At 64.7% G+C, this 4,944-nt stretch carries 5 protein-coding genes; 1 reads left to right on the top strand and 4 read right to left on the bottom strand.

The genetic code is table 11. From position 1 onward, the window contains the following. The 4 genes from BRAO375_RS26450 to fliI form a co-directional block, all read right to left on the bottom strand. Window positions 1–1,063: anti-sigma factor (locus BRAO375_RS26450; protein ID WP_035642343.1), on the bottom strand; the 1,063-nt coding region annotated here is incomplete at its 3' end. Between the two features lie 66 nt (window positions 1,064–1,129). Continuing rightward, window positions 1,130–1,678, bottom strand: a complete 549-nt coding sequence (locus BRAO375_RS26445; protein ID WP_009030506.1) for a sigma-70 family RNA polymerase sigma factor — start codon at window positions 1,676–1,678, stop codon at window positions 1,130–1,132. Between the two features lie 149 nt (window positions 1,679–1,827). Further along, a complete protein-coding gene (gene fliJ / locus BRAO375_RS26440; RefSeq protein WP_008960735.1) occupies window positions 1,828–2,247 on the bottom strand; it encodes a flagellar export protein FliJ in 420 nt (139 codons plus the stop codon). 109 nt (window positions 2,248–2,356) lie between these two features. Beyond that, window positions 2,357–3,679: a flagellar protein export ATPase FliI gene (fliI, locus tag BRAO375_RS26435; RefSeq protein ID WP_009030505.1), complete on the bottom strand. Its 1,323-nt coding sequence runs from the start codon at window positions 3,677–3,679 to the stop codon at window positions 2,357–2,359. 422 nt (window positions 3,680–4,101) lie between these two features. Here fliI and ctrA point away from each other — a divergent pair, with 422 nt between their 5' ends. Beyond that, complete coding sequence (gene ctrA / locus BRAO375_RS26430; RefSeq protein WP_006614002.1) at window positions 4,102–4,803, top strand: response regulator transcription factor CtrA; 702 nt, start codon at window positions 4,102–4,104, stop codon at window positions 4,801–4,803. The last annotated feature ends 141 nt before the right edge of the window (window positions 4,804–4,944 follow it).

Genomic DNA, 4,944 nt, shown 5'->3' with positions numbered 1-4,944 from the left:
CCGTCGCCTGGCCGGTCGGCGAGCCGCCCTCCGGCTCGACGGTCACGGCGTAGGTGGCGCGGCTGACGATGTCGGGATCGTAGGAGGACAGAACCGGGCGGCTGGTGAAATCGCTGCCGCCGATCACGCCGAGCGAGCGCGGCTTCTGCAGCCTGTCCGACACGATCCACAATTCGAAGCTCTTGCCGGGCTCCGGCGCCGCGCCGACACGGCGGACCGTATAGCTGCGGGTGGCGGAGTCGACGGTCAGGATGAAGGCGGGGGACGCCGCATCCTTCTGCAGCAGCGCGACGAACTGCGCAGCAGGCTCCGGGGCGGCCGGGACCTTGACCTGGACCGTCTGGATCTGCGGCTTCGGCTGCAAGCGCTGCGGGAGCAGATCCGGCCGATAGAGTTGCACACCAACGAACGCCAGCAAGACCGCGGCGACCGCGGTCATCACATTGGCGACGGCGCGCCACTGCCGCACCTTGGACGACAGCTGCACCACATTGGCATTGTCGTTGGCGCCCTCACGGGCGGCAGACACGACGCGGCGCGGCGCCCCCACCGGCGGCGCCCCGACCGCAGCTGCGGAGCGGGCGATCTCGACCGGCGGAGCTTCCGGTCTCTTCAGATCGACGATGGACGCCTCGATCTTAGGAGGCTCGATCTTGGGAGGCTCGATCTCGGGAGCTTCAGTGATGGGTGCCTCGAGCTTTGGCGGCTCGGCCTCCGGTGCATCGGCAATGACAGGCGGAGCCTCCGGCACCGGCAGCTCTGGCGGAGACACGGCCACCGGAGAGACAGCAGCCGGCGTAGACTCCGCCACTGGCGCTTCGGCGGCAGCCACCGGTCGCGATCGCGCGATCTCGGCCTTGATCCGCTGCCACAGTTCGGGGCGCGGCTCGACCAGCCCGACCATCTGGTTCAGCGGGCCGAGACCAAACTCCCATGTCTGGACCAGCGCCGCGAAATCCTGGTCGACGGCCATCATGGTCTCGACCTGCGCGCGCTCGGCAGCGTCGAGCGAGCCCAACGCGTATTCCGCCGCCAGCGCGATATGGTCTTCGCTATACGCCATCACAGGTCCAGGTACAGGTCACGTCACCCACAAGGTCTGTCGCCCAAGCTCAGTCCAAGCCAACCATCATCCGATCCCCAGGCATTGGCGGATATCCATCATGCTCCGCCGCAGCCAGGTCTTTACCGTGTTCACCGGCGCCTCGAACTTGGTCGCCAATTGCTCGCGGCTCCAGCCGTTATAGTAGGCAAGAAGCACAAGCTTCTGCCGGTCCGGCTCGAGCCGTCCGACGCACTCCAGAAGACGCTTGAGCTCCTCCGACATCTCGCGCCGCGCCAGCGGATCGGGCGTCTCGGCCGCGACCTCGAGCGCGGAGGGCTCATCCTCCAAAGACAGCTCGCCGCGCTTGCGCACCAGATCGATGGCGCGGTTGCGGGCGATCGCGGCCATCCAGGTAATAGGAGAAGACACCGAAGGATCGAACTGGGCCGCGTTGTTCCAGACCTTCACATAGGTCTCCTGCACGACCTCCTCGGCGAGGTCCTGACGGTGCAAGATACGGAGCACGACGCCGTAGAGTTTCGCGCGCGTCGCCGCGTAGAGGCGCTCGAAGGCAGCCTCGTCCCCGTTGGCAACTGCGGCAAGCAGCTTGACCAGCTCTGCCGGCGTCAGCATTCAGCGTCCCCGAAAATCGCCCCACTCCCTCGCTCGAACCATCCCTCCCGTAGCACACATCGCGCGCTGCGCTCCACCCGGCGGGCGCGACGAAAAACCCGGACCTTGCGGCCCGGGTTTTCGATCAGCTCCGACCGTGGCGGTCCGGCTCAGGCGATGACGCCGAGCCGGGCGCGCATCAGGCCGATACTGTCCATGTCCGCCTGCTCGCGGGCGCTCTCCTCGGCCTTTTCGCGGGCCTGGTCGCGCTCGTCGAGCAGCTCGACCTTCTTCATCTCCTCGAATGCCTCGGACAGCGCCGCCTTGGCGTCCTCGAGCTGGGCGCGCAGCTCGTCGGCCGAGCGCGTCAGGTTCTCGCGGCGCTGGATCGCCGCCTTGGCATAGGTCGGATAGGCGAAATGGGTCGGGTCGTTGATGCCGGCCCGCTCCTGTTCGGTCTGGATCTCCCGCTCGAGCTCGGCCGACATGCGCTGGAAGTCAGCGATCATGCCTTCGATCTGCGTCACCCGGCGGCGTTTCTCATCCACCTGAAATTTCTTCAGACGGATCAGCGTTTCGCGCGACTTCATCGACTCATACTCCCCAGAAGTCCCGTAGACGGCGCGGGACAGGGCCGGCTGCCCTTGCTGGGCCCACCGACTAGGCTCGTTACATGGAGGGGATGATTACCCGACAAAGTTAGCTTTCCGTTTCCAACCGCCCCAGGATCTGTTCCAGCTCCAGATACCCTTGAGAAAGGGTACAGACCTCGTCCTTGCGCTGGCGGAGGAAGGCCTCCAGCGGCTCGTGCAGCCGGATCGCCTCGTCGACCTCCGGGCTGGACCCCGCGCGATAGGCGCCCAGCCGGATCAGCTCTTCCATATCGGCGTAGGTCGCCATCACCTGGCGCGCGCGCATGATGGTCGGCAAGAATACGGGGTCGGCCGATTTCGGCATCGTCCGCGACACCGACTTCAGGATGTTGATCGCCGGATAACGGCCGCGTTCGGCGATCGAACGCTGCATCACGACGTGGCCGTCGAGGATGCCGCGCACCGCATCCGCCACCGGCTCGTTATGATCGTCACCATCCACCAGCACGGTGAAGATCCCGGTGATGGTGCCGTCGCCGCTGCCGGGACCGGCGCGCTCCAAGAGCTTCGGCAGCTCTGTAAAGACGGTCGGCGTATAGCCCTTCGCGGTCGGCGGCTCGCCGGCCGAAAGACCGATCTCACGCTGTGCCATCGCGAAGCGCGTGACCGAGTCCATCAGACACAGAACATCCTTACCCTCGTCGCGAAAATATTCGGAGATTGCGAGCGTCAGATACGCCGCCTGCCGCCGCATCAGCGCCGGCTCGTCGGAGGTCGCCACGACGACGACGGAGCGCGCCAGGCCCTCCTCGCCGAGATCGTCCTGCAGGAACTCCTGCACCTCGCGGCCGCGCTCGCCGATCAGCCCGATCACCGACACCGCGGCATCGACGTTGCGCGCCAGCATCGACAGCAGCACGGATTTGCCGACGCCGGAGCCGGCGAAGATGCCGAGCCGCTGGCCGCGGCAGCAGGTCAGAAACGTGTTCAGTGCCCGCACGCCGAGATCGAGCGGGGACCCGACGCGCTTGCGCGAATGCGCCGGCGGCGGGTTGTTGCGGTAGGGAACCGGCGCGGCGCCCGACGGCAGCGGCCCCTTGCCGTCGATCGGCTCGCCCATCGCATTGATCACGCGGCCGAGCCAAGCCGGCGACGGCCGGACCTGATTGGCCGAGTTGGCGATCACAGCGCGGCAGCCGCGCCGCACCCCCTCGAGCCCGGCGAAAGGCATGACGACAGCATTCTTCCCGGAAAAGCCGATCACCTCGGCAGGAATGACATTGCTGCCGGTCTCGATCACGATGCGGGCGCCGACCGACATCGCATGGATGGGCCCGGCGATCTCCACCATCAGCCCCTTCACGCCGACGACGCGGCCATAGGTGTTGACCGCGTCGATGTCGCTGATCTGCTCGGCCAGCGCTTTCATCACGAAACGCCCTTCATCGCGGAACGTCCTTCATCACGAAACCGCCTTCATTGCGAAAACCTTAAGTAGGGGCAGATTCGCGTCGCCGGTTTAACTCTGTGTTTACTCGCATCATTAATCATTGCGTCATGGTCTGGAGTGACTGACGTAGTGCGCCTTGCCGCCCCCCAAAAGCGGTGAGGAACGAGAGTCGGTTAGTTCCATCTCTTCACATGGAGCTTGAACGAGGACGGCTGAGAAAAACTGCTTCTTCGCAACACCTTACGGCGATTCGACAAAAATTGCACGGATAGAGCTTGCGCAGCGGAATCAGGATTTGTTAACCATCTCTCGTCAGGATCCGAATCAGTTGTTCAAAGGCGTTTTGAGTGCCGCAATGGCGGCCGACCTGACGCCCGGAGCGGCGACTATGGGGAACTGGCATGCGCGTTTTGCTGATTGAGGATGACAGCGCCGTCGCGCAGTCGATCGAGCTGATGTTGAAGTCCGAGAGCTTCAACGTCTACACGACTGACCTCGGCGAAGAAGGCGTCGACCTCGGTAAGTTGTACGATTACGACATCATCCTTCTCGACCTCAATCTGCCAGACATGTCCGGTTACGACGTGCTCAAGCAGCTGCGTGTCTCGAAGATCAAGACGCCGATCCTCATCCTGTCCGGCCTCGCCGGCATCGAGGACAAGGTCAAGGGTCTCGGCTTCGGCGCCGATGACTACATGACCAAGCCGTTCCACAAGGACGAGCTGATCGCCCGCATCCACGCGATCGTCCGCCGTTCCAAGGGCCACGCCCAGTCGGTCATCCAGACCGGCGACCTCGTCGTCAACCTCGACACCAAGACGGTCGAAGTCGGCGGCCAGCGCGTGCACCTGACCGGCAAGGAATACCAGATGCTGGAGCTGCTCTCGCTCCGCAAGGGCACGACCCTCACCAAGGAGATGTTCCTCAATCATCTCTACGGCGGCATGGACGAGCCCGAACTCAAGATCATCGACGTCTTCATCTGCAAGCTGCGCAAGAAGCTCGCCAACGCCTCCGAGGGCCGCAACTTCATCGAGACCGTCTGGGGCCGCGGCTACGTGCTGCGCGAGCCGCACGACCTCGACGAGCGCATCCCCGCCTGATCTTTCACTGGGTACTCCGGCGGGCCTCACGGCCTGCTCCTCCCAGACTGGGCCCCGCCGCAAATGGCGGGGTTTTTGTTTGTGGGGGCAACTGATGAGAATTGGACACGAGCCCTAACCAAGCGACAGGTAGACTCCCCT

The sequence above is a fragment of the Bradyrhizobium sp. ORS 375 genome, from assembly GCF_000239775.1.
Classification (GTDB): domain Bacteria; phylum Pseudomonadota; class Alphaproteobacteria; order Rhizobiales; family Xanthobacteraceae; genus Bradyrhizobium.
This window is presented reverse-complemented; position numbering and strand designations above follow the sequence as displayed.